This window comes from Paenibacillus sp. FSL R5-0341, assembly GCF_037975235.1.
Lineage (GTDB): Bacteria > Bacillota > Bacilli > Paenibacillales > Paenibacillaceae > Paenibacillus > Paenibacillus amylolyticus_A.
The window spans coordinates 5137312-5162161 of record NZ_CP150241.1; the positions used below are offsets into that span (position 1 = coordinate 5137312).

The 24850-nt window shown below is 47.0% G+C and carries 20 protein-coding genes and 2 tRNA genes; 5 read left to right on the forward strand and 17 right to left on the reverse strand.

What is annotated here, in order from left to right:
- Positions 1 to 185 precede the first annotated feature (185 nt).
- Both MKX75_RS23055 and MKX75_RS23060 read left to right on the forward strand, forming a co-directional pair.
- Positions 186 to 259: transfer RNA gene (locus MKX75_RS23055), tRNA-Arg, on the forward strand.
- A 643-nt stretch (positions 260 to 902) separates the two neighbouring features.
- Positions 903 to 2132: an MFS transporter gene (locus MKX75_RS23060; protein WP_339166970.1), complete on the forward strand. Its 1230-nt coding sequence runs from the start codon at positions 903 to 905 to the stop codon at positions 2130 to 2132.
- A 125-nt stretch (positions 2133 to 2257) separates the two neighbouring features.
- Here MKX75_RS23060 and MKX75_RS23065 read toward each other — a convergent pair whose 3' ends face one another.
- From MKX75_RS23065 to MKX75_RS23075, 3 genes are all read right to left on the reverse strand, one after another.
- The gene (locus MKX75_RS23065; protein WP_339166971.1) at positions 2258 to 6190 is read right to left on the reverse strand and encodes a S8 family serine peptidase; all 3933 of its coding nucleotides are present in this window, start codon (positions 6188 to 6190) and stop codon (positions 2258 to 2260) included.
- A gap of 378 nt (positions 6191 to 6568) precedes the next feature.
- Positions 6569 to 7342: a class I SAM-dependent methyltransferase gene (locus tag MKX75_RS23070; protein ID WP_339166972.1), complete on the reverse strand. Its 774-nt coding sequence runs from the start codon at positions 7340 to 7342 to the stop codon at positions 6569 to 6571.
- Positions 7343 to 7633: 291 nt separating this feature from the next.
- Positions 7634 to 7707, reverse strand: a tRNA-Arg gene (locus tag MKX75_RS23075).
- A gap of 292 nt (positions 7708 to 7999) precedes the next feature.
- On the opposite strand from MKX75_RS23075, the gene MKX75_RS23080 reads away from it, so the two are divergent.
- The gene (locus MKX75_RS23080) at positions 8000 to 8293 is read left to right on the forward strand and encodes a DUF4870 domain-containing protein (RefSeq protein WP_062837822.1); all 294 of its coding nucleotides are present in this window, start codon (positions 8000 to 8002) and stop codon (positions 8291 to 8293) included.
- 174 nt (positions 8294 to 8467) lie between these two features.
- Here the strand turns inward: MKX75_RS23080 and MKX75_RS23085 are convergent, their stop codons facing one another.
- Positions 8468 to 8824 (reverse strand): hypothetical protein, encoded by a 357-nt coding sequence (locus MKX75_RS23085; RefSeq protein WP_339166973.1) that lies wholly within the window; start codon positions 8822 to 8824, stop codon positions 8468 to 8470.
- Between the two features lie 31 nt (positions 8825 to 8855).
- A complete protein-coding gene (locus MKX75_RS23090) occupies positions 8856 to 9155 on the reverse strand; it encodes a hypothetical protein (RefSeq protein ID WP_339166974.1) in 300 nt (99 codons plus the stop codon).
- Positions 9156 to 9348: 193 nt separating this feature from the next.
- Here MKX75_RS23090 and asnB point away from each other — a divergent pair, with 193 nt between their 5' ends.
- Positions 9349 to 11193 carry an asparagine synthase (glutamine-hydrolyzing) gene (gene asnB / locus MKX75_RS23095; RefSeq protein WP_339166976.1) on the forward strand — a complete coding sequence of 615 codons (1845 nt, stop codon included), beginning with the start codon at positions 9349 to 9351 and terminating at the stop codon, positions 11191 to 11193.
- A gap of 124 nt (positions 11194 to 11317) precedes the next feature.
- Here asnB and MKX75_RS23100 read toward each other — a convergent pair whose 3' ends face one another.
- The 9 genes from MKX75_RS23100 to MKX75_RS23140 form a co-directional block, all read right to left on the reverse strand.
- Positions 11318 to 13012, reverse strand: a complete 1695-nt coding sequence (locus MKX75_RS23100) for a methyl-accepting chemotaxis protein (protein WP_339166978.1) — start codon at positions 13010 to 13012, stop codon at positions 11318 to 11320.
- Between the two features lie 335 nt (positions 13013 to 13347).
- Positions 13348 to 14211, reverse strand: a complete 864-nt coding sequence (locus MKX75_RS23105) for an STM4011 family radical SAM protein (RefSeq protein WP_339166979.1) — start codon at positions 14209 to 14211, stop codon at positions 13348 to 13350.
- Complete coding sequence (locus tag MKX75_RS23110; protein ID WP_339166980.1) at positions 14208 to 15596, reverse strand: STM4012 family radical SAM protein; 1389 nt, start codon at positions 15594 to 15596, stop codon at positions 14208 to 14210. Before MKX75_RS23110 ends, MKX75_RS23105 begins: the two co-directional genes overlap by 4 nt.
- Before the next feature lie 47 nt (positions 15597 to 15643).
- A complete protein-coding gene (locus MKX75_RS23115; RefSeq protein ID WP_074096266.1) occupies positions 15644 to 16429 on the reverse strand; it encodes an STM4013/SEN3800 family hydrolase in 786 nt (261 codons plus the stop codon).
- Complete coding sequence (locus MKX75_RS23120) at positions 16422 to 17696, reverse strand: STM4014 family protein (protein ID WP_339166981.1); 1275 nt, start codon at positions 17694 to 17696, stop codon at positions 16422 to 16424. Before MKX75_RS23120 ends, MKX75_RS23115 begins: the two co-directional genes overlap by 8 nt.
- A 3-nt stretch (positions 17697 to 17699) precedes the next feature.
- Complete coding sequence (locus MKX75_RS23125; protein WP_339166983.1) at positions 17700 to 18542, reverse strand: STM4015 family protein; 843 nt, start codon at positions 18540 to 18542, stop codon at positions 17700 to 17702.
- A 317-nt stretch (positions 18543 to 18859) separates the two neighbouring features.
- A complete protein-coding gene (locus MKX75_RS23130) occupies positions 18860 to 19483 on the reverse strand; it encodes an XTP/dITP diphosphatase (RefSeq protein ID WP_339166985.1) in 624 nt (207 codons plus the stop codon).
- Between the two features lies 1 nt (position 19484).
- Positions 19485 to 20240 carry a ribonuclease PH gene (gene rph / locus MKX75_RS23135; RefSeq protein WP_339166986.1) on the reverse strand — a complete coding sequence of 252 codons (756 nt, stop codon included), beginning with the start codon at positions 20238 to 20240 and terminating at the stop codon, positions 19485 to 19487.
- Positions 20241 to 20540: 300 nt separating this feature from the next.
- Entirely contained in the window at positions 20541 to 21596 is a 1056-nt protein-coding gene (locus MKX75_RS23140; RefSeq protein ID WP_062837832.1) for a GerMN domain-containing protein, read from the reverse strand.
- 192 nt (positions 21597 to 21788) lie between these two features.
- Between MKX75_RS23140 and MKX75_RS23145 the strand changes: the two genes are divergently transcribed.
- Positions 21789 to 22355 carry a phosphatidylglycerophosphatase A gene (locus MKX75_RS23145; protein WP_339166987.1) on the forward strand — a complete coding sequence of 189 codons (567 nt, stop codon included), beginning with the start codon at positions 21789 to 21791 and terminating at the stop codon, positions 22353 to 22355.
- A 165-nt stretch (positions 22356 to 22520) separates the two neighbouring features.
- Here the strand turns inward: MKX75_RS23145 and MKX75_RS23150 are convergent, their stop codons facing one another.
- The 3 genes from MKX75_RS23150 to MKX75_RS23160 are packed head-to-tail and all read right to left on the reverse strand — an operon-like array spanning position 22521 to position 24662.
- Positions 22521 to 23174, reverse strand: coding sequence for a ferric reductase-like transmembrane domain-containing protein (locus MKX75_RS23150; RefSeq protein WP_339166989.1), 654 nt, complete (start codon positions 23172 to 23174; stop codon positions 22521 to 22523).
- Between the two features lie 31 nt (positions 23175 to 23205).
- Complete coding sequence (locus tag MKX75_RS23155) at positions 23206 to 24249, reverse strand: FAD:protein FMN transferase (RefSeq protein ID WP_076333723.1); 1044 nt, start codon at positions 24247 to 24249, stop codon at positions 23206 to 23208.
- Entirely contained in the window at positions 24246 to 24662 is a 417-nt protein-coding gene (locus tag MKX75_RS23160; RefSeq protein ID WP_062837836.1) for a hypothetical protein, read from the reverse strand. The genes MKX75_RS23155 and MKX75_RS23160 overlap by 4 nt, the downstream gene beginning before the upstream one ends.
- Between the last annotated feature and the right edge of the window lie 188 nt (positions 24663 to 24850).

Genomic DNA, 24850 nt, shown 5'->3' on the forward strand with positions numbered 1-24850 from the left:
AGATGTATATATTAAAACGATTGTCGATCTATTTTCTGAGTTCTCCTGATATTCTAACATAACCTTAAATATAATGAAAAAAACGTTACTGCCGCCAAATATCATATACGAAAAACAGTTTAAAATAAAACGCTTGATATTCCTGTTTGTATATGATAAAATCAATTTTGCTTGAAAAAATTCATGTCTCAGTAGCTCAGCTGGATAGAGCAACGCCCTTCTAAGGCGTCGGTCGGGGGTTCGAATCCCTCCTGGGACGTAAAAAAAAAGAAGCTTCCCTCGGGAAGCTTTTTTTCGTACTTGGGATGAGAACCCCAATGGTTCGTCGGAGCATCCACTTCGTTAGCACCACTTCGCAGTCTCGACTGGAAGGAGAGTATCCCTCCTGGGACGTATTAAAAAGAAGCTTCCCTCGGGAAGCTTTTTTGCGTTCTAGGGATAAGAACCCCAATGGTTCGTCGGAGCATTCGCTTCGTTATGAGCTCTAACCCGCTCCATTGGAGCATCCGCATTTGCTCACTCCACGAGCGAAACGTCGCAGTAACGAATGTTCTAATGAACATAGGGCACTTTATTTACTCCAAAATCAGCATTATGGAATTCTAACTGAATCTTATAGAGCTTATTTCAACATTTCGAGGTTGATACCACAAATATATGCAGTAAGTTGCCTGATTAACGTTGCTGAGGTTCGTTAGAATCCGAACATGGCGGTTATCCGCTTAATAAGACCTCTTAGATTCGTTAGAGCTTATCAGGTCAAAGGTAGTCAATGCGTCCGCGTTCCAGTGGGGGCTTTTTTTCATTTCATTGCTCAATATTGACAACGAATGTTATGCTTGCGGAGTGGATAATGTAACAATCCATACATATTAACTCATTAGGAAACAGGAGATTTTATCATGTCATCTTCAATACAGCAGCACTCATCTATCCAAGCCCAAGAAGAACATTCTTCGACATCCAAAAGATTCGGCCTGTTATTGGCAGGCATTATCGTCATCGCCGCTACCATGCGTTCACCGATCACGGCGACCGGTCCCGTCGTGGAGATGATCCGCTCGGATACAGGTATCGGCCATACAATGGCGGGGCTTCTAACCTCGCTTCCTTTGCTTGCTTTTGCAGCAGTCTCTCCGTTTGCACCACGTCTTGCGAAACGTTTAGGACTTGAATCAGCCTTGCTGATCGCTATCATCATCGTAACTCTCGGGGTGGCGTTACGTTTATCGCCATCTGTCTTGGCCTTATACACAGGAACCGCAATATTGGGATGCGGCATTGCGTTAAGCAACGTGCTTTTACCCAGTTTGATCAAACGCGATTTTCCACTGCGTGTTGGTATCGTGACCGGACTATACTCCGTATCGATGAATATATTTGGCGCCATCGCCTCAGGCATGAGTGTGCCAGTAGCAGGAGCAACTTCTATAGGTTGGCGCGCTTCTCTGGGGATGTGGGCCTTGTTATCCATTCTCGCACTACTCTTGTGGCTCCCCCAGGTCGCTGCGGGACGCCAGCGAATGTTATATGTTGCCACCCAGAGTGAAGGGACACCTGTGCGTCTACGGACATCATCCCTGGCCTGGTTCATTACATTATTTATGGGTCTGCAATCTCTAATCTTCTATACGACGATTACCTGGCTTCCCGAGATTCTCGCCGAGCAGGGCTTCAGCCCCACCTCAGCAGGCTGGATGCTCTCCTTAATGCAGATGGTTAGCGTACCCGTTACCTTTATCGTTCCGATCCTCGCTGGTAGAACGAGAGACCAGCGTATGCTAACCACGATAACGTGCTCCTCTTTAATTGTCGGGTATGCTTTATTGTTAAGCGGACTCCCTTCGCTCGTTACCATCGGCGTCACGCTGGCTGGAATAGGTGCCGGCGCTTCGTTTGGACTGGTAACGATGTTCTTCGTCCTTCGTACCAAAGATGCCAGACAAGCTGCCAGTTTGTCCGGTATGGCCCAGTCATTCGGTTATATGCTGGCGGCAGTGGGACCTCTGCTGTTCGGCATGCTTCATGACTGGACAAAAGGATGGACCCTTCCATTGCTGATACAGGTTCTTCTGGCCATCGCTTTACTCATCGCAGGTATCCAGGCCAGCAAAAATCGAATGATCGGTTAGTCATACAATTCGTTTATATAGAAAGAACAACATGAAACGGCCTCCATCCTGCAAAATCAGGATGGAGGCCGTTTGTGCATTGAACAATTCCTTCATTAATCTAATCAGCTTCAATGAGGAAGAACTTACTTCACTTTTACCGTGATCGTATCTGTGCTGGTAACTCCGGCTGCGTTAATTAACTCAGCTCGATACGTGTACGTGCCCGAAGCTTTCCCGGACAGTGTACTCACAGCGCTTTGAGCAAGAGGTGTAACCGCACGGAGTTCTTGCGTGTCGATCAATTCATCATTTTCATAGAGACGGTACTCAGAGGCATTCGTCCCCCACCACAGGTTCATGGTTACCTTATAGTTGCCGTCGCCATCCCAGTTATCCTGAGAGAGAACTGCTTTGCCAGGCGTTGCATTGGTAACCTGAACAGTCAACGTCTGACTCCGTGTTGTTCCCTTGTCATTCGTTAACTCGGCCACATACGTATATGTGCCGTTGGCTTTGCCCGTGATCTTCGTCTGAGCAGACTGCGCTGAAGGCGCGTTATAAGTCAACTTCTGCGTATCAACCAAAACCCCGTCTTCATATAACTTGTAGCTGGTTGCGTTCTCGCCCCACCACAGGTTCATGGTAACGATATATGAGCCTTCTGGCAATCCGTTGCCTACCCAGTTATTGTGAGACAATACAGGCGTGCCTGGGGCCTTGGTGGCCGGAGTTTCAGGTTCGGTCTCCACGGCTTCCAATTTCAATGCCGTATTGGCTGTACCCGAAAGCCCCTGTTGGTCTTTTACCGTAAGTTCAACATTGTATTCCCCTGCTTCGATCCCTTCCAAAGGAAGGCTGAAGGTGCCATCCGCTTGTACTTCAAAAACACCTTCTTTTTGAATCGAACCATCTTCTTTTTTCACAACATACGTTGCTTCCAAGGAAGCTGCCGGATCAAACGCAATGTCCCATCCGCTCGCAAGCGCAGGAGCAACTCGGAAGTACAAATCTTCCACGCTACCATTAAGAACAGCAGATTCATCCACTGTGAACTCCAACGCTTCTGGTGCAGTTACAGCCGGAGCTGTCTTTTTCACCAAAAATGGAGAAGTATCTTCCTTATATGTTTTGCCGTCCGTACCAATGGTAGTGATATCAACGGTGTATAAACCATCTGGAATCTCTGTCACTTCATCGGTTGTGTAGTCCGCATAAGTGCCGTTCCAAGCAAGGTTATATCTTGCATTTGCACTAAAGTTAAAATAGTTACCGAAAATGGAACCGATATATCCATCTTGATAATAACCACCTTCTGGGTTAAGGCCATCATAAATCTCGATCAGGGCGAAAGTCATTGGATTATAGAATTCCATCGCTACATTCAGCGTATCCAATGTACCATCAGCCTTCAGTGGATAGTGGAATGGATTTTTTTCAGTACCTTTTACCGTTTCAATATATTTCACTCCACTCAACGTAACGTTGAAATGAGCAACATATGGCACAGTGAAGGTATTGGTTCCGTTCGACAACTCAATGTATCCTTGAGCTTCTGTAACCGCGGTAACCCCTCGTGGAACAGTGATTGTCACTGCAAGTTCTTCCTCACCATTCAGTGTGAACGAACTCTTGTCTACCGCAACGGATACACCAGCGACATTACGCGTCGGATTCACATTTACGGTGTAATCTCCACCAGTACCATTCAGTGCTTCAACTTTGATCGTTTTGGTGATCGTCTTTTCGTCTGTGCTCAGGAAATTACCGTAATTGATGCTTCCGGTGATATTTTCCTTTTCAACAACAGAGCCACTCTCTGTGTATTGAGTAACATCAAGCACTTTCACAAAAGCAGCAGGATCGATGGTGTTCACAGCCTGAATGCGCCCTGCACCTTGATCAAATACATCAAACTTGGTCGTATCCAGCACTTTACTATTGTTCATGAGCGCTACTTTGATATCAAATGGCGTCCAGTCCGGATGCTTCTCAATCAACAGCGCAATCAAACCTGCTACATGAGGTGTAGCCATACTTGTACCTGTTTTACGATCATAAGCTTGTGCGTAATCTGCGTCTGGCTCATCCTTGCCGTAGGCAGGAATCGTAGACAGAATGCTTGTACCTGGTGCCACAATATCCGGTTTGATATCCAGCGTTACCTTTGCAGGTCCACGTGAACTGGATGAATTCATCTCATCGCCCGGAGTTTGGGAACGTTCAAAGTCACTAAAGCTCACTTCAACAGTTTGTCCTGCGTCCAGCTCAGCCTTGATCACATCTCCATCTTCCTTGGACATGCTCAGTGTCGGAATGAGTTCAAAGTTATCGCCCAGACTTACACCGATCGGACCGGGAATGTTGTTATATACAATAACAGCCACGGCTCCAGCCGCTTTTGCATTGGCGATTTTCTCTACAAATGCGAGTTCACCACGCTGAATCAATGCTACTTTGCCTGTAAAATCCTTGCCTTCAAAATCAGCTGGTTTACCCAGTGCTGCAAATTCAAGTCCAAATTTTCCTGTCAAAACAGTTTCAGGGTCTGCTGACAGGCTCCAGCCCATCAGATCCAGACGGTAAACCGACTCTGTAATAGACAGTGGAGCTTCAGTCGGAGCAATTACAGACTCTTCTTCCACAGGAGCAGCTTCAGGAGAAACTTCAACTGGTGCAGAAGTATTTTCTTCTGTTGTAGCTTCTTCTACAACTTCTTCAGAAACCACGTCCTCCAGAGCTGCAGCACTTTCTTCAGTAGCAGTTGCGGGTACGCCTTGTTCTGAAACTTCAGGTGCTTCTATTCCAGGTGCTGTCCCCAGTTCAGGAGATTGATCAACCTCTGGCACAGGTTGTTGTTCAGGCAACACTTCTTCGCCTTCTTCACCAATCCAGAAGTGAGTATCAGCTGTAATAAGCTGGCTAGGACCTGTAGAGTTACCTACGGTAATGGCCATGGCAGATGCACCCGGAGAACCGAGTGTATAACGGTTAGGTCCACTGTTACCACTTGCTACAACCGCTGTCACACCTGACAACATCGCATTGTTAAGGGCAACCGAAGTAACATAACTCGGATCGTTGGCGGCGTTACCCAACGAGAGATTGATCACGTCCATGCCATCTTCAACAGAACGATCGATTCCGCCGAGTACCCATGACGTTTGACCACTACCATACGGTCCAAGTACACGGTAAGCATAGATATCTGCTTCAGGAGCAACACCAACAATGCCGTAGTCCCCTGCTTCACGAGCAGCAATTGTACCGGCTACGTGCGTACCATGGGATGTGTAATAGGCACTTCCATTAGCATTAAACTCAGGTTCACCTGACACTTTCCATTCTTGATATGTTGCTTCATACGGATCGCTATCATTGTCAACAAAATCCCATCCACCCTTATAGGCTGGCTGTAGATTAGGATGCTCATAGTCAATCCCTGTATCAATGACACCCACTTTGACGCCATTTCCTTTGTAACCCAGATCCCATACTTCAGGTGCACCAATAAAAGGCGCTGTGTCTTTCATATACGGGTTCACTTCATCTGTCTCGGGAGCTATTGTAACTTCAAGGTCAGGATATACACTGACCACGCCTGGTATCTGCAGCAATTGTCCCACTTGGTTTCCTTTGATCTCAATGGCTACACCATTCAGGGCGTATGCATACTCTTCCAATACTTCATGTTTGATTTTCTTCTGAGTGAGGCTATGTACAAATGACTCTTGTTGTTGCTCAACTTGAGTCACAGCCTTTGTTTCCATAGAGGAGGTAAATGATTTTCCTGAGAGGGTTGATTCACCTTGCGCTACTGCAACAGGTTTATTCGAAAGCTCAACGATAACTCGGGTGTTTTCTCCACCCAGGCCTTCCAAACTTTTATCCAAAAATGGATCTGCGGCAATTTTTGCTTCCCGCCCTGCAAGAATCTCTCTCCATTGTTTGGCTTCGGCTGCACTTGGTAGGTTCTCAAGCTGAATAACTGAATCTGTGGGAGCGGCTCCAGCCGCTGGGAGAATAATGGAAAAGACCATCAGAACACTTAATAACGTGGATATCAATCGTTTGCTCAAGGCTATGCCCCTCCTTTTAAATGTGAGTACCTCACCAAATGATGGGTTCCTGCTATTCGCACGTACTGCAATACCTGCTCAATTTCACCACCTATCTGCAAGAAGATTGACCCTTGGTAAATTATTCTATCAAAATACCACATTTTCCTTCTAAATACTTACAAATATGATATAGAAATTACTTATATGGGTCTTGAGTATGATAAAAATATTCATTTGTAATTATTTGTCGTTTGAATATCTTATTTTTAAAATAGCGCATCAAAAAAAGACCCAGATCCTCTTTATTAAAAAGAGATTCTCGGTCTACATGTGAAGAATAGTTGTTAAAAAAAGACCACTATAATTCTTTTAACATTGACAAAACAATATTACGATTCAACTTTCTGGTTTCTCAGCCTCCATACGCAGGCGCTTGTAATCGGCATACATCGCATCTTCTTTCCAAAGATGAGGCAACACGATCTGACTGGTTTCATGGCAGATTTTTTGTATCTCATCATGGCTGATACCTGCGAAATAGTCGCCTCCAAAATGAGCCAACCAGCCTACTATACCCTGCTCACCATCTGCCAGTCTGGTAGGACGGTCGTAGTGATAGGCCTGTCGAACCACAAATCCACTTTGCTCCAAAATATAGCTATATTCTCCGATCGAAGGAAAGTACCAAGGATTGCGTTCCGATGCACGAATGCCCGTGTTACGTTCCACGACCTCCTCTAGTGCATTCACAATGATCTGCACGTTCCCTTTACCGCCGAATTCTGCGACAAAACGCCCTCCGGGCTTCAGAGACTTCCAGATACTATCCACCACTAGTCGCGGATTTCTCATCCAGTGCAGCGCCGCATTGGAAAAGACGGCATCATACGGTCTATTCGTCTCAAACTGATGACCGTCTCCTTCCACGAATTCAATATCGGGGAATTTCTCCTTCGCACGGCGAATCATGTCCGGAGATGCATCCATGCCAACAACCTCAGCTTCGGCCAGAGAAATTTCATACGTCAAATCTCCCGTTCCACAACCCAGATCAAGGATGTATTCCCCTTTCTGGGGTTGAAGCCATGAGATCAGGTTTTTACCGTATCCAGACACAAATGCCAATTGGTTGTCATACTCATCTGCTCGCCATTGATTTAATGATTTCATGAATACCACCGTCGCTTTCATCGTTAATAACCACATTGTGACATAGAATCATTTATTGTTTAAATATATAAATTCTATTTATTCAATAGGTAAAACCAATAAATAACTTTATTTTAAACGCAAAAAAACTCCCCGAAGGAAGCTTTCTTTAATACGTCCCAGGAGGGGTACTCTCCTTCCAGTCGAGACTGCGAAGTAGTGCTAACGAAGCGGATGCTCCGACGAACCATTGGGGTTCTCTTCCCCTGAACGAAAAAAAGAAGCTCCCCGAAGGAAGCTTCTTTTTTTTTACGTCCCAGGAGGGATTCGAACCCCCGACCGACGCCTTAGAAGGGCGTTGCTCTATCCAGCTGAGCTACTGAGACAAATATGTATAATAAATTTTCGGCGCGGTTCTTATTATACTCTGTTTTCTATATTTTTCAATAGTTTTATAAAAAAATTAATAATTACACTTAAATGCGGGTTCAACAACGTACTTTTCGGTGTTATTCTCATACTCCATTACCTTTAGGAATATGATAGCTTGAACCAGGCTATATTGAGGAGATTGGAACAATTAGAGCCGGATTAACATAAGACATGTTCAATGTCAGAATTGCTGGGTAATCTTTTGCATACATACATTTCAGTGTTCCATTGAAGGAGAGAATCGTCATGAGACAACTTTTATCAGCCCTATCCTATTTTAGTATTTTCTTTGCCCCGTTCCTGTTTCCGATCATTATATGGATTGTTGCCAAGGATGCTTACATTGAGGGACATGCGAAACGCGCTTTATTCTCACATGTATTCCCGTTTCTCGCTGCCATTCCGCTATTTTATTTTTTCGTGACTGCGCATAGCCTGGGTTCTGCCGTCGGGTTTGTCATTCTATTCTTTGTGATCTACGGATTAAGCTTTGTGTACAACGTGGTCAAAGGTATTCAAGTGCTGCGTGAGTATGCTTAATCACAACTCCACCTGTTCTGACTCTCGCGTAACAAACCCCGCCGTTCAACAACGGCGGGGTTTTCCAGTTACAGATGCATTTGCAGCTACAATAGCAACAGATCACTCTCTACGTATAGCTCAACATTGAACCCTACCCCGCTGGCAACACATACGGTACTGTAGCATTCCTTCTTATGCCTGCCCAACCAGATAACGCTGAAGTGTGGGACCCAGCAAACCAAAAGCAAACAGTTCACTTTGAAACCGAGCCTTATCTTCTTCGGCAGTGATGCCTTCGCTGTTCTCAAACGCGGCTTCTGTCGCCTCTTCAAATGCGGTATGCATATTATTGTTATACCAGTCGATCGCTGAATCGGAGTGATTGCGTACAATTCGAACGACTTCCAGCGAATTGCCCGGCTGCGTGGAGGCCACGTATACAAGTAATGACGGGTCTCCAGCATTTCCAGGCTGCACTTCAACCTCTGCACAGGACAATCCATCTACCTCGGTTAATCTGCGTATTTTGGCATCTTGAATGGCATACATTCGTCATCGCGCTCCTTTTCCTATGTGCTTATCATGTACTTTGTTCAATCTGATATCGTGTCTCTGGTGTCCCCAATCGATAAATCTCCCGATACACCTGTTGTAATACCGTTTCATACGCCCGGTTTACGGACTCCTCCGGTGTATCTGGCCATGGGAATACCATGCCAGGAAAGGCCTCTTCCTCCTTTTCCTGCATGAGATTGAGCATTCCCAGCAATTGCTCCGCTTCCTGTGGCGTAGCCTGAATGATCCATTCATATGATGTTACAGATGGATTCGGAATAACGGAGCGGCCCATGACAGACACATAATACTTCATACTGTCCATTGCATGTTCTCTCCTTCACAGGCATGTTGAGGCCGTTGTCCCTAGAACTAGTTTCCGAAGAGGACAGACATTTTATGCCTGCTTTCGGCATATATTTGTTACGACTTCTGACGAAAAAGACAACATTTGCTGGCTGTCAGTAATTCTGCAGCCATACGGATGAATGACTCGACCAAGAAAGGATGAACAAACCATGTGCGGTATTACCGGCTTCATACAGTGGAATCGGGATCTGACCCAGGAATCAGAGCTGCTAGTCCGTATGACGGACAGCTTGTCGAACCGGGGGCCCGACGCTTCAGGTACATGGATCTCCAATCCTTGTGCCTTTGGACATCGGCGTCTTAGTGTAATGGACCCCGAGAACGGGGCACAGCCCATGCATGCGTTACAAGGAGATACCTCCTATACCGTCGTGTATAACGGAGAACTATACAATGCACCCGAGTTGAAAAAGGAACTTCTCCAGCGGGGGCATCAGTTCCGTACGCAATGTGATACGGAAGTGTTGCTCGCCTCTTATATTGAGTGGGGACCGGCATGCGTTGACCGGTTTAACGGGATTTTCGCTTTTGCCATATGGGATGGGGGACGCGAACAGGTTTTTATCGCACGGGATCGCCTTGGTGTGAAACCTCTGTTCTATAGCAATGCCAAAGACACACTCGTATTCGGCTCAGAGCCCAAAGCTCTGCTCATTCACCCGGATGTGGAAGCCGCTGTTGGCCCGGAAGGATTGGCCGAAGTTTTTATCGTAGGGCCTGCACGGACACCAGGACACGGCGTATACTCTTCACTGAACGAACTCAAGCCTGCACACGCGCTCATCTACAACCGAAACGGGATTCGAACCTATGCCTACTGGAAACTGGAAAGCCAGAAACACGAACATAATCTGGAAGAGACCGCAGCCGAGGTGCGAACCCTCTTGCAAGATACACTGGAGCGCCAGCTGGCATCGGATGTTCCTGTATGCTCTCTTTTATCAGGAGGACTCGACTCCAGCGCCTTGTCTGCGTTAGCCGTGGATTATTACAACCGGACGGGGCAAGGCCAAGTCAGTACGTATTCTGTCGATTATGTGGATAATGCCAAGCATTTTCAGGCGCATTCCTTTCAGCCCGGTGCAGATGGGCCCTGGATTAAGCGAATGGTGGATGAACTCAAGACAGACCATCACTGGATCGAAATCGAGAACGGTGAACTTGTTCATGCATTGACACAGGCCATGCTTGTGCGGGATCTACCAGGCATGGCGGATGTGGACTCCTCACTCTATCTGTTCTGTAAAGAAATCAAAAAAGGAGCTACGGTTGCCATTTCGGGTGAAGCGGCGGATGAAGTGTTCGGCGGCTACCCCTGGTTCCATCGCGAAGATATGCTGAACTCTGGTACGTTTCCATGGTCTGTAGCACCTGATATGCGAGCAGCGCTGTTATCTCCGGACATTCGGGAATGGATTCGACCACTCGACTATTTGGCAGACCGTTATTCCGATGCAGTGGCTGAAGTGCCTCTTCTGGATGGAGAAACAGGCAAAGCTGCACAAATGCGAGTAATGTCCTATCTGAATATTACACGTTTCATGCCTACACTTCTGGATCGCAAAGACCGGATGAGTATGGGGGCAGGATTGGAAGTACGGGTACCCTACTGTGATCATCGTCTGATCCAATATGTCTTTAACATTCCTTGGGAAATGAAAATAACGGGCGGGCGGGAAAAAGGCATCCTGCGTAAAGCACTCGAAGGTGTCCTGCCAGACGATGTGTTATATCGCAAAAAGAGTCCGTATCCGAAAACACATAACCCACAATACCTGGCCGCGGTCAAACAACAGGTACTTGATATTCTGGATGACCCCACTTCGCCTATTTTGCCTTTGATCGACAAAACTCAGATCCGTAATCTTGCATCTTCACCAGATGCAGCTTCCAATCTTCCCTGGTTCGGACAGTTGATGTCGGGTCCCCAGCTATTTGCATATCTGACTCAGATCAATACCTGGTTGCGGACATATAAAGTCGCTATTCGTTAAGATGACCATGTGATGGCTCATTCATCAAAAAAAGGTGTTAGGATAACAGCATAAGTGCTATTATCCTGACACCTTCTTGTTATTCAAATTCATCTATGCTGAATTTCACGCTGACCATCCATCATCACACTTTAAATTGACTCAGTGACTGTTGTAACTCTTCTGCCATGGACGAAAGATCATTAGCCGCTGAAGCAATCTCTTGCATCGCAGACAGTTGTTCTTCTGATGTTGCACTGACTTCCTCTGTTCCAGCAGCCGCATTCTCTGTTACTTCCATAATTGTCTTCATCGACACATTAATCTGTTCTACACCCGCTGCCATTTGCTCAATGGATGCTGATACCTCCTGAGTCTGACCAGCGACATTGCTAACAGCTTCACGGATCTCCTCGAAAGTCCCCCCTGCTTTTCGGACAAGCTCTATACCTTCCTGAACCTCTGAAGTTACTTCTCCCATGGATTGTGATGCATTATTCATCCCTTTTTGTATAGCAGCTACGAGTACACTGATCTGTTCGGCTGATTTCGCCGATTGGTCCGACAGCTTGCGTACCTCTGTAGCAACCACCTCGAATCCACGACCATGTTCGCCTGCTCTTGCAGCTTCAATGGCAGCATTCAGAGATAACAGATTTGTCTGAGCAGATATTTCGGATATACTCTCAACCATGAGTCCGATCTCCTGAGAGTGATTGCTCAGTTCTTCAATGACTGCAGCAAGGGTCTGTACAGTCTGATGAATAGAATTCATCTGTCCGACAGCGGATTGAACTGCCTCGTTACCAGACACGGTTTTGGCTGATGCATTGGTCGCTTCATCTGACATGTTCTGCGTGTTCTCCGTCATCTGCTGAAAACCTGTGGATAATTCATTGATCGTATGGAATCCATCTCCAACCATTCTCACCTGTGTATCCATACCAGTCGCAATCTCTTCCATCGTAACAGCAACCTGTTCAGTCGCCGAGGCGGTCTGTTCTGTACTTGCCGTTAACTCCTCGGAAGAAGCCGCAACCCGATCCGCATTGTTCCCCACCTGATGGATTAATTGACGCAAGTTAACCATCATATCGTTAAAGGATTGTGCCAGATCCCCGATCTCATCTCGGTTACGAACCACAATAGCCTCGCCTGTCAGGTCTCCATCTGCAATCTGCCTAGCAGATCTGGCTACATATGCAACGGGTCTGGATATAATTCTGCCCATGAAAAGTGCGATTGCTGCTCCCAGAACAATCGATGCTATCCCGATCATCACAATATACCGGAGCACATTATGAATGAGTTTATTAGCATCCACGATTCCGGCATCCAACGCGCTTTGCTGATGCCGTTCCAAAGCTTCGATACTCTGCTCAAATCTGGACACAATTTCTGGACCTGTTTCGAGTATTAACCTTGTAATCTCATTGTTTCTCCCTTGTCTTTTTAAATCCATCACATTTTGAGCATAGGCATAATATTCTTCTGAAATCTCGCTTGAACGATCCAGAAGATCAATCATCACTTCGGTTGTAACTTCCGCTCGTAATGCATCGCTTATTTTTTGATAATCTTCATAAAAACCCTGAAAATCCTGCGCACTTTTATCATTATCTTCCACCACGAAATTTCGCAACTCCACCTGCAAGGATTTCACATCAATAACCATATTTTTAATAACAAGTAGTTTAGCTGTACGGTCTTTGATTAAATCTGTATAAGTTTTTTCCACTGAACGAAATTGCGTGTACGAGATCACAACCACAGCTACCAATAAAATAAGTACCGATAAAAAACCCAACAGTAATTTACGACTAATGGAAATCCTCTTCATTTCATTTCCCCCGTGTGCTTAAAATGACTTGCATTCTATGATTTATGTAGTAAATAACTCTTTGAAGATCTCCCCTCCTTTTGCGGAATATAGAATTGGTTAAATTTGAGACTATTTAAAATATGTTAGCACATTCGCACACTCAAAAATAGGTCTTTAGTATCTACCAATACTATATTTCAAGGTTTTTTTATATAAAATCGACAATATACTACATTCCTTATATCCAAAATTAAATAATTTGAATCTTTAGACCTAAACAAAAAAAGACCTTACCCAGGAACATCTGCTGGTGTAAAGTCTTTATCCATTTAAAAATAATATATTTGTTATATCTAACGGTTGATTAATACCGGATTTCGTTCAAGCAGCCCACTGCCAAAGGTTTCCCTGAACGGGGAATCCTCCATATGAATATATCCAATGTAACAACCGCACTTTTTCATGCGACAAGGCCGATCCGCGGCCAAAGCTTGTAGACCATCGCGATACAGATGCCCAATGATCCGGCGATCCTTATAACACCGCTTCACATGACCGGACCCTTGTACATAAAAGACTTCCGAACCGGCAGCACATCGTTTGCCCAAGCTCTCATAATCCTGCAGATTACCTTCAAAAAGCGGATCAAGCCCACGTAAAAACTGAATCTCTTCCGGCATGTAATACTTGGGCCGATCTTTGAAGGCATTAACCCACATATATACATCCTCCGGCAAAGCCTGTCTCATCGACTCAATTGCGGGGAATGCACTGCGGAGTCCGACAGTACCAACACTAAATGCTAGCCCCATCTGACGCAAAGTTAGGCATTGTTTTACAAAAGAAGCTTCTTTCGTCTCACGAGGATGATACGTCGCCCAAAAGGCTGCTTTATTCGCATCCAGCTCCCTTGCCCAGTCCAGCTTAACCGACAGGTTGGTTTGGATCGCAACTTTATCCACATGTGGCATATGTGACAGCTCAACCATCGCTTCCCGGTACCAACGACGAACCAATGCTTCACCATAGGGATTGAAGAAAATCGAAAATTGGTGCCCTTCAACTTCCTGCTCCCTCACCCAGTTCAGAAATTGACGCAATTGTTGTTCATCCATTTCCAACGTCTCTTTGGAATCCACAGTCTTGCTAAACGGGCAGTATGGACAGTCGTAATTACAGGAAGACAACTTCCCCCGATAATACAAAGTCGCTCTCATGAGAAAACAAACCCTTCCATCTGTTCACGAACTTCGGCAGATATAAGCCAATCTCCAATCGCATCGGAGTAGCCAAGTCCCTCTTCTGTCAGACGCAGTATCTGCTTGCCCTCATCGTTCTCCAGCTGCGCCATGCCCTCTGTCAGCAGTTCAGTCAGCCAGACATAGTCGGACATCACATCAGTACCGAAGCGCTGATGGTAGTCAGACAACGTTAATCCCTCCCGATGTAGCAAGGCCTTCAGAATAAAGCGACGTCTTTGTTCTTCACGGCTTAACACGATACCATAATCAGCCACATCATAACGCTCGGTCGCCACATAATCGGCAATGATGCTCTGTGTGGCCTTGTAACTCACGCCGTACTTGGAAGCATAGTGTACTTCACTCGTATACGAGCGTGCGCCGCATCCCAGACCAACCATGCCTTCCTCCTGACAGCTATAAGGCAGAAGCACTTTGGCGGACGACTGTTCCTTGGCAAATCTGCGCATCGAATATTGCACATAACCTTTACTTTTCAAAGTCTCACGTGCTGCCTTATACAGCTCCATCCGAATATCAGGTCCCTGACGGAGAATATCATCAGGCTTCACGATCGTATTTTCCCGTGTATACAAGGGATAGATAAAGATTTCGCCCGGCTCGTAGGCTAACACTCTTTCCAGTGAATAGAGCCACGATTCAACCGTTTGCCCTGGCAGACCATAGATCAGATCCAGATTCAACAATGGGAAATCATAACGAGTAAGCTTCTCAAGCGCTCGTTCAACCTCCTGCGGTTTTTGCGGACGATAGATGGCGGATGCTTCAGCTTCAATGAAACTCTGAATCCCCATACTGACACGATCTACACTTCGTTCCTTCATAATGGATAGCTTAGCTTCCGTAACGGTATCCGGCGACGTCTCCACTGATATTGATGCTTGCGAGGGATCCAGCCCCATCACATGTTCAGCAATATCAAACAGACGGTTCAACTGGACCTCATTCAATAATGTAGGTGTTCCCCCACCAATCGCGAACCGCGAATACGGTCTTCGAGATGTAATAGGTGCCCACTGCTTCGCCTGACGTTCCAACGCATCCACATAGCGTTCATGCGTATCATCTCGACGATCCGGCAGTGTGAACAGATTACAGAATCCGCAACGAGCAGCGCAAAAGGGAATGTGCATATATAAAAAATACGTATCGGTATTCTCTTTTTCCCACAGTGACTCCAGTGGCAACGGTGGGTCCAGCTCCCGATATGCCGTCTTGTGTGGGTAAGAGTATAAGTAAGAACGATAGGGGAATGCCAGTACTTCACTGAGACCTGTAGTTATATTGGATCCGGACTGTGTGGAATGGCCTGTTGTCGTATGTTGTGATTGTTTATCCATCGGTTTCCTCCTGTCTCCGGTTGTTGTCATCATAAAAGCAATACATTCTATACTAAAAATTCACGGTAAGGCACCGTCCATACGACATCATGTGCAAGCCGGTGTCCTTGATACCCATCTTCGCCGTAAGCTGTACCATGATCGGAAAAAGCCAGGCAATACGCTGGGCGGGCGCGTTTTCGCATCGCCTCGAACAACGGCCCAAGGGCCTCGTCTACATATCGAAGTGCAGCCCGTTGGGTCTCCACCGAGTCCTCCTTGGCTCCTTCTACAAAGTACCGATTTGGACCATGAATGGCAGACACGTTCAAAAACATAAATATCTTTTCATCCGGCGCCGTCTGCTCAAGCAGCTTTAATGCATGCTGTACCTGATGTTCTGTCGATTTGGGGTTGGTTACCCCAAAGTTCATTCGCCAGTAGCTCTGTTGAAAATAGCCGGGCAATACTTTCGCAAGTGGGTTTTTTTTCGTAAAAAAGATGACGCCTCCAATGCAAATTGTACGGTAACCTTCAGCTGCGAACCCGGATACGATATCTGGTGTGTCGAACAGCCAGGTGTGCGGATGTGTCTTGAGTCCGGTATTCCGGGAATGAAACAGCCTTACATGAGATGCCTTATCTGTATTGGCAGGTGTAGGCATAAAACCACCAAAAAAAGCATGGTGCGCCGCGTATGTAAAACTGCCCGGGGTATGACGCTTCTCCCACGGACCCGAACCACACAGATTTGGACAGTTTTCCTCTTCCAGCTTGGCTACGTCATATCGTAACGTATCCAGCGTAATCATTAACAAGTCATGGGAGCCCACGATGGTGTTCATATCAGGCATGTTGAATAGGCTCCTTTCGTAAAAGTTCCATTTCCCACTCATAGGTTCCGAGGCCATGATGCTCGACCCTATATAACAGATCTCCAAACGGATTCACATCCAGCACATAGGCACGTGGATTCGCACCACTCGTAAGCATCACATCAATCCCGGCTGACCACGAATTGGGAAATGAAGACATGGCTGCCTGCGCTGCCGTCCGAACTAGCGACATCCGCTGTTCATCCAGCCCTGCTTCAGCAGGCAGCATACGCTCATTGCGCAGATGCAGATTGGTAATCGGAGTACGGCTCAGCCGCATAATCGCGTGACCTGCCTGTCCACCTGCAACCAGTTGGCGAATATCATAGGCCCGTTGATCAAGCGTGGCTTTGGGCATCCACCGTTCAATCTGTGCACCTTCTGCACATAACCAGTTCATCAGCGTAGCAATCTCTTCACTGCCGGTATACTTGCGTAGACGTCCTTCATTGAAGAAAATTGTCTTGCCCTGTATCAGTTCCATCCCCATCGTCGTTACAGCGATCTCATCACCTGTTCGGGGATTGACTTGATATGCGACAACGCCTGAGGCTCCTGAGCCACTCGCGAGCTTTACAAATACACGATTCATACCAGCAGATTGCATAGCCGTACGTAGATTGGTGTAACTTCGAATCGGCTGTGAAGAAGTTAGCACCGGGGGGATTTGAACCCCATGGGAAGATAAATGATGTTGGCACTGTCTTTTATCAAACATCAATTGGATATCACTGGGATCATTCATAAATCGGACTTCAGGCCACATTTCCCGAGCTTCATGGCCGATTCGATCCAAACATGCTTTCCAGCCACGAAACCACTGAGCAGGTGCGTAAATTCTTCCCCACTCTTGTTCCAGCGAAAGTGCCTGTTCTGTGGAGAATGCTTCTGCTCCCATTCCATCCGTTAATGTTGTCGTATCGTTCATAGCTCCAAGGAACAGTAACTCACGTTCCACTTCCCAATCCTCACCAGGCGCATCAATTCGAATCAGGGGTACCGGCAGATTGGAATCTACAGTATCAGCAATCGTTCCGCCGTGTCTCCAGTTCTGAAGCAATTGAGCATATGGCAGTACAACCGCAGGTTTCAAACCCAATCTATGCCGGGCCTCTTGCATCCCTTGAGTTCGTCGGTTATCGGGGTTTCCAATCAATAATAAGGGTTGATCTCGTGTTGGATCAGGTACATCTATCGGTTGATGCAGGCTTTCTTTTATTTCTTTTATTTCCTTTACGCCTGACATTGTCTACTCCGTTAACGACGGGTAACGCCAGTCATCCTCATCACTCTGTTGCTGGTCGCTAACATCTACGGATATACCCGAGTGGTTCCAGCGGCTAATCATTTCATTGGTCATGTAATGGTAACTTAGATCAAGATGCTTCAGCTTCTTAATCCGTTCACTGGCTAGTAGTGCTTCTGCTCCTTCATCGGACAACGTCCCTTGCGATAGATCCAATATTTCAAGTTGATCCAGAATATGTGCATCAGCTGCTGCTTTGGCAATCTCATCCTGAATTTCACTGTCTTTTAGACCCAAGTAAACCAGCTGTGGAAATAATCCTTGTTCCAAAAGGGGAAGCACATCTTCAAGTGAACCATCGAAACCATAATTATCCACACCCAGATACAGTTCCAATTTACGCAATTCAGGCAACTCGGCGTGGGTGATCGAAGATAACACGTCTTTCGGGAGACCACCACAAATAATAATCAATTCTTCAAGCTTGGCATGCTGAAGTGGTTCCAGACTAAGACCGCTACTGCCCATTACAGAGAATGATTTTAATTCTGGAAAAGCACCCAACAGCGGGGTAAGATTCGTCTGAATAATCCACGACACTTCGCACTCTTCGTATCCCATATCCCCGATGAACAGTTTCTTCAATGACGGAAAGCTTGGAGCTGACTCGACGAGTGTGCTCATGAACTCGTCAGGCGAATTTTCATAAGCCTGTCCCCAATCTCCGATGACCAGACTTTCCAATGAGCTGGCCTCCGGTTTAGCTGCCAGTTCCTTAATTAATTTTTCCATACGAATGCCGTCCTCATAATCATCGTAGGATACAACAAGCTTCACTTCTTGCATGAGCAAATCCCTCCGTTTAAGGTTCATATATGATTCGTTAATTTGAATGTTAACCTATACCACACAAGGCTTGCAACTTCTTCCAACTCCAGTCCCAATGAGATTCCCAATCGTGCAATGTTAACCATTTCTGACGTAGGTACAGGAACACACGTTCTGTATTATGGTCGCAGAAATAGCCATCCTCATTTAGGTATATGGATGGACCTCCCCAAACCTCACTCAAACACTTCATTGCATAGAAAAAAGCGTTAATGGCGAGTGAACCATTCCATCGGAATGCTTCTATCCTTCCATTAACGCTTTGATGTTTAATCTTATCCTTCAAGTCTGGATACGAGTGCTCTCAGCGCATGACCACGGTGGCTAATCGCCTGCTTTTGCTCGAGCGTCAGCTCCGCCATCGTCATCTCATATTCAGGTACATAGAAGAGTGGATCATATCCAAAACCGCCAGCACCTGCAGCTTGAGCCGTGATCCAGCCTTCCGCAGTGCCTTCCGATTCATACTTATCACCAGTTGTCGGATCGTACAGTACCAGCGCACAGACGAAACGAGCTGGACTTAGTAGCGGTTGCTCGGTGTCCTCACCGGATTTCAACGATTCCAGCCTCTCCAGCAACTTCGCATTATTCTGTGCATCCGTTGCTCCTTCGCCTGCATATCTCGCTGAATATACGCCTGGCTCACCGTCCAACAGATCTACGCAAAGTCCCGAATCGTCTGCCAGAACGGGCAAACCAAGCGCATCACCAACCGCTTTGGCTTTCTTCCAGGCATTCTCCGCGAACGTTACGCCGTCTTCCACCACATCCGGCAGCTCCGGATAGTCAAACATGCTCTTAACCTCTTTGCCAAGCGGTGCGAAAGCATGAGCGAATTCACGGACTTTACCTGCATTGCGGGTTGCGACAATGAGAATTGGGCTGTCCAAACTCATCTTACGCTTCCCCTAATCCACGTGCGCCGATCTTGAGCGCAATCGGTCCAAGTACTTCTTTTTGACGCTCGATCATCTCCAGAATTCCCTGCTCGCCCAGTTCCAACATGGCGTTCAGCTCACGGCGATCAAATGGTGCTTCCTCGCCTGTTCCCTGTAACTCAACGTATTTACCTCCACCTGTCATCACCAGGTTCATGTCTACCTTGGCTTTGGAATCTTCATCATAGTTCAGATCCAGTACAGGTTGTTCACCCACAACACCCACGCTTACCGCTGCAATGAAATCCGTAATCGGAAATACTTGCAGTTTGTGCTGTTGGGAAATCTTGTTTACGGCAAGCGCCAGCGCTAAAAATGCACCGGTAATGGACGTTGTGCGTGTGCCTCCGTCGGCTTGAATGACATCACAGTCCAGCGTAATGGTACGCTCACCAAGAGCCTGCAAATTCACTACCGAGCGCAGTGCCCGACCAATCAGACGCTGGATTTCCATCGTGCGTCCAGTTAATTTGCCACGATTGGCTTCACGTTGGTTCCGAGTATGTGTTGCACGTGGCAGCATGGAATATTCAGCCGTTACCCAGCCTTTACCCTGCCCTTTCATAAAGGGAGGAACACGTTCCTCTACTGTCGCTGTACAGATTACTTTTGTATCTCCAACTTCAATCAGTACAGAGCCCTCGGCGTATTTATTCGTGTTCACTGTTAAATTCAGCGGGCGCAGCTGTTCGCTGGTTCGTCCGTTTGATCTCATTTTTTCTGCCTCCTACGACTTAAGCATCCTGTAATGTTGAGCTTGTTCACACTTTTAGAGATTGTTCAAAAAGCTCGCTTTTGATTACGAAAGATGCCTTAAGGCATCATCAGCATCGAATATGGAATTCAGCCGAAATGTCCGTTGCTCACGTAGTTTGTCTACGCTCCGCTACTCCATTTCTAGCTTCATCCCATCTTCTCGGTCCTGAAAACCGATCTTTTTGAACACGTATTTTACGAATCCCTTATATTTTACCAAAGAGTTCGGTTAAAAGCATCCTTAAGCATTTCCCGGTCATTAAATCGGAATTTCGTTGATATATTCAGGCTTGGAAACAGGCGCACTGTAATCTCGGTTGTCGTCACCCATGACCGTTTTTTGGCCGTTCCATTCGATCTGCACTTTGGCATCCTTGCCGGCTGTATTCTCCGCAGTCGTTAATACCACAGACTGTAACAGCTCACTTGGTACGATATCCCCTTCGGCAAACATATCATCTTTCAGCGCAACTGTTACTGTGCCATCCTCTGCTGTTTTGACCGATTGCAGTTCCGTTCCGCCTGTCATGACCTCTTCCAATTCGCCGCCTTTGTCAGGTCCCTTGATCAGCTCATTCAATGCTGCCTGCACCCGATCCTCACCAGGTGTGACCAGACGTGTAACCGGAACATAATATTGGATGCCCGCTGGCGAAGCAGCGGAGAAATAGACCGTTACCGGACTGCTGTTGGTCACAAACGCATCACCCAGATCCAGATTGATTCCTACAGCCCGATTCAGCGGTTCAGGCAACGGCGTGCTGTTTACCGGCATTTGAGTTAACTTTTTACCATCGACCCAGATCTGTACATTCTCCACATCCGGGGTTCCCGTCAATGTCCACGTGACAGCTTCTAGCATTTTCCGTTCTTCCTTCGCATCATACTTGGCAAAATTACCCGAGAACTCCACGACCGCCAGCTTGTCATCCGCATGGATCGTTACATTTTGCACAACCGTTCCCTGTGGAAGAACACCCTGGAATCCTTCAGGCAACATCCCGGCATAGGCCCCGCCTGTGACAAGTGTATCCAGAGCTGTCTTCGGACTGCTGGCATCTGTTCCAGAAGGAAGGGTCAGGGATACCGGAGCGAGCAGCCCCTGCTGGTCTTGCAGATATACCGTCGTTAGTGGAAGCGTTGCGAGTGCCCCATTTCCTTCGGCTGCCTGAATCATGGCTGCTTCCTGAATGGGCGGTGGTGGATCAACAGCTTCGGAAGACTGTGCTCCAAACATGCCGCAGCCTGACAACACCATAGGAATGCTCAGCAGCGCAGCTGCCGATACCGTACGCAAAGATTGGATCTTTCTCATGATCACGTTCCCCCTCATCATTTTTACAGTTTGTACTACCATGTATACGAGCCTTTGTCCAAAAAATAACTAAAAGATAATCGCTTCGCTGAAAACTTATAAGTTCTATTATCTTAAAGAAACGTAAAACAGGTTAATACGTATTAGGAAGCAAGAGTAGGGACATTGCTAACTTCAGAGGAGGAATCGCCCATGGAACATCCTGAGCAAGAGAAAATCCCTTATAGCCTGAATAGCCGCAAAGTCGCGGAGGCAACAAGGGAATGGCTGCATAAGCGGGGCGTCACGATCCCTGAGATCGCAGAACTGGTCATGTTATTGCAGAAAAAATATTATCCAGGTCTTACGATAGAAGAATGTATCGAAAATGTGGAGATGGTTCTCCGTAAACGCGAGGTACAGAACGCTGTCCTGACCGGTATTCAGCTTGATATCCTTGCAGAACAGGGTCAGCTCATATCTCCTTTGCAGGAGATGATTGAGAACGATGAAGGCCTATATGGCGTGGATGAGATTTTGGCATTCTCCATCGTCAATGTATATGGCAGCATTGGATTTACGAATTACGGTTATGTGGACAAGCTGAAGCCAGGAGTGCTCGAACGACTAAACGACAAGAGCTTGGGCCCTGTCCACACGTTCTTCGATGATATTGTCGGTGCGATTGCATCGGCAGCGAGCAGCCGGATCGCCCATCGCAAACAATCCGAGCTTGAAGAAGCGCTGGGAGAAAAACCTGTCAGCGATGACACGGTATAACGTGTAACTCGTTTCATATCTGAAGTCATACCGAACATTGGACATGTGTGTGCATGTTTGGTGAAATAACTGTTCAATAAGAAGATATCTGCACATGCAAAAGAAGCGGCCTGATGGCCGCTTCTTTTGCATGTGCACGATACATATTGCATGATTCACACGTTATTATTTCAGATGCTTAGGTCGTACCGTTCCGACCAAACCAAAACCTTCAATCCGCTTCTGCTCAGCAGCTGGCTCAGATGGTGTCCATTTCGGTCCAATCGTGATTTCCGGGCCTTTTCGCTCTCGCAACATGCCACGCAGCACCGTGATACCGAGGATGCTGAGTCCCGTAAATACATACATCATCCGCATGATGATATTGCTAGAATCCGTCCCGGTAACCATGCCGTGAACCAACAGACTAATGAACACCGGATAGGACAGCATGTGGAACATGAACCACCATTTACGGCCCAGCTTGTTCCGCAGATCACTGGATAACAGGACGATCACTAATCCGTAGAAGGCTAACGTTCCCAGACCACTGCCGATCGGATGCACAGAGGCGGTAAAAGGAATCAGAAGTTCTCCCCAGGTAAACGGGCTGTAGTGATCAATATATAACGTTAACGCATGCACGAGTCCAAGTCCGAAGGCGAGCCAGGTCGTTCGTGTATGCCATTTGAACATGGCTGCTTTCGGTTTACCTTTGGCCATAGGCATCCCTTGCGCAATACCCAGAAATACTCCGGCAAAGAGCAGCACATAAGCAGCAATCCCACTAATTCGAATGATATTCCACGTCGGCAGGTAATCTACAATCCATTGTGCCATAACCGGCTCCCCCATATCTGTTAGACTTGTCCTATATTAGACTGAAGCGATGATCCGGATCAAAACCGGGCCAGTGCTCAGCGAGCGTATCCGTATTCCCTCTAAAGTAAGTACTCCCATCCCGTGTCATCCACAGGACGTCATGCCGATCATAATGTCGATTTAACCAGCCCACCGCTTCGGCACTTCCCAGAATGCAGACCGTCTTGGCAATAATCTCGCATTGTGACGCATGCTGTCCGAGAACGGTACACTGTAGCACATCCGTATCCGCCGGTTCCATCGTACGGGGGTCAATGAGGTGATGTGCAAGGCTACCATCTGCATTCTGCCATTGTCTGCGGGAAATACCTGAAGTGGCAACAGCTCCTCGCTGTACACGGACCGCACCTGACACATTCCCCTGATCCTGCAAAGGATCAGCTACTTGCAAGGTCCACTGTGGGTGGTCTGGTGTACCCCATACTTGAATATCTCCACCCGCGTTAATCAACCCGGCCGGAATATGCAATGTTCGCTGTAACCAGTCTGCGATGCGCTCCACTGCCCAGCCCTTAACGATTCCTCCCAGGTCCAGCTCAGCTCCGGGGTCCAGATGAACCATCCGGCTGCCTTCCCGCTGAATCCAACTCGGACGGCTGTGGTCATATCGATCTTCTATCAATCCTGAACCATCAGGTGTTTTCGTTCGCAATATGCGTTCAAGCAATGGACGTTGCGATTGTCGTTGTTGCACCTTCTCAAAGCTTAGATCGTATCCCGAAGCCTGAAGAGCCTGCGAGATGCCCGGTTGAAAAATCCCTTCGGTCAGCCCAATATATCCGTAAGCCAGACTCAAAACCTCATCCATTGCAGCAGAGATCGGCATCCATCCGGTCGAACCATTCAGACGATTCAGTTCACTGTCTGCCACAAATCGGCTGAAGCGCTGCTCCTGGGTCTCAAACCAATTCTTCACCAAGGTTGCTGCATGTTCAGCTTCTTCCCGTCCAGCGGACAGTTGCACTTCAACATCCGTGTTCATCGCACGGAATTGAAACCGGAGCGGACGAGTGACTTGCTCCGTGCGGCTCATGATGCACCTGTACGTGACTGATAGTTGCCACTGCTGTACCCGGAGTCAGTACCCTGGTTATTTTGTCCATAACGCTGAGAATCTGAATAACTTCCCTTGTCAATCATGCTTTGGTCCGCCCCAGCGGATTGTGTGCTATCAGATGTTCCATTATCTTGACTATCATTATTGTCATTGTCCTGCGTATTCCAGTTGTGGCTGTCCGTTGTGCTACTGATCCATTCATCCATCACATCATCACGCGTATCCACCTGACTTGAAGCAGTAACACTTGTGTCTGCGCCATTCGCTGCTGCATAAGCCACATCAAAGGCATCCGAAGTTCTTACATATTGAAAGAGTGCAGCCACGGTCAACGTTGCTGCCGCTGAAGCTTGCCATTTTCTCCATTGATTCCGTTTTCTTCTGGTCATCGCTCTTCCCTGCTTTCTTTAGGGTGTGTCTCCAAACGCTCCCTAGCGAAGTTCATAGATGTATCATAGGCGCGCTGGCTTAAAAATAGATGAATGAACCGTTAAGAGAGGCTAAAAAGGCCCAGAACAGGTGAATTTCCTGTCCCGAGCCTCTATATAGGATCGCATTATGATTTCATATCCATATC